The 1,243-nt window shown below is 76.2% G+C and carries 1 protein-coding gene; it reads right to left on the bottom strand.

Annotation, left to right across the window (positions count from 1 at the left end; translation table 11 throughout):
• Positions 1-33: 33 nt before the first annotated feature.
• Complete coding sequence (locus ACWCSD_RS52760) at positions 34-1,158, bottom strand: sensor histidine kinase (RefSeq protein ID WP_397160084.1); 1,125 nt, start codon at positions 1,156-1,158, stop codon at positions 34-36.
• Positions 1,159-1,243: the final 85 nt, after the last annotated feature.

Genomic DNA, 1,243 nt, shown 5'->3' with positions numbered 1-1,243 from the left:
GCAGCGGCTGGTCGTCCACCAGCAGGACCCGGATCACGGCGTGCGGTCCATCGGCAGCTCGGCCTGGACGGTGAAGCCGCCCGCGCCGCGCGGAGCCGCCCGCAGGCTGCCGCCGAGCGCGGTGACGCGTTCACGCATGCCGATCAGGCCGACGCCGGGCACGGGGGCGGCGTCCGGCGTGGCCGTGCCGTCGTCGTCCACGCGGATCGCCAGCGCGTCGAGACGGTAGTCGATGCGGACCTCCGCGGTCGCGGCGGCGGCGTGCCGGGCGATGTTGGTCAGGGACTCCTGGACGATCCGGTACGCGGTCCGGTCCACCGCGGCCGGCACGTCGCGTCGTTGTCCCTCGATCGTCAGCGTCGCGTCGAGGCCGGTGGTCCGGGCCCGTTCCAGCAGCTCGGGCACCCGGTCCAGGCCGTGCGGCGGAGTCGTGTCGTCGCGCAGCGCCTCCAGGGTCGCGCGCAGCTCCCTGGTCGCCTCGCGTCCGGCCTCCTGGATCACCAGCAGGGCCTGCGGCACCTGCTCCCCCTTCCTGCGGGCAACGTGCACGGCCACCTCGGCCTGCACCTTGATGACCGAGATCTGGTGGGTGAGCGAATCGTGCAGGTCCCGCGCGATGCGCAGCCGCTCCTCGTCGGCACGCCGCCGCGCGGTCTCCTCCCGGGTGCGCTCGGCCTCCTCCGCCCGTCCCTCCGCCTGCCGCAACGCCTCCCCCGCGGCGCCGGCCGCGACCAGCCAGGCCAGCTCCAGCGCGCCCCTGGCCTGCGCGAACGCCTCGCCCGTGTCGTGCAGCCCGGAAGCCAGCGCGGCCAGGGGCAGCAGGGCCAGCACGATCACGCTCGCGGCCACGGTGACCAGCCGCCTTCCGGCCCGCATCGCCGCGTACACCGCGAACAGGTACGCCACCGCCGGCACGTCGAACCCGGCCGCCTGGTACCCCACCGCGCACAACCCCGTCACGGCCAGGACGGGCACCGGTGCCCGGCGGCGCGCGACCAGCGCCAGCCCGCCGGCCGCCAGCAGCGCGTAGCCGAGCGGCGCGAGGTGGGTGGCGGAAGGCTGCCCGGACAACCCGGTGATCACCAGCGCCGCCGCCACGCCGGCCGCGACCAGCCAGTCGATCACCCCGGCTCCGACGCCGAGCCGCCTTGTGCTCATACGCGCAGGCCGCGACCTGCCCGGACCTGGGGTCCGCGGGCGGGCTGAACTGGCCGTAGCGCACGGACCTGGTCTGGTCGCCGCC

The sequence above is a fragment of the Nonomuraea sp. NPDC001684 genome (assembly GCF_053596515.1).
This window is presented reverse-complemented; position numbering and strand designations above follow the sequence as displayed.

Excerpts from the sequence above, each read along its gene's own strand:
- ACWCSD_RS52760 (WP_397160084.1), bottom strand. The coding sequence starts at position 1,158 with ATGAGCACAAGGCGGCTCGGCGTCGGAGCCGGGGTGATCGACTGGCTG.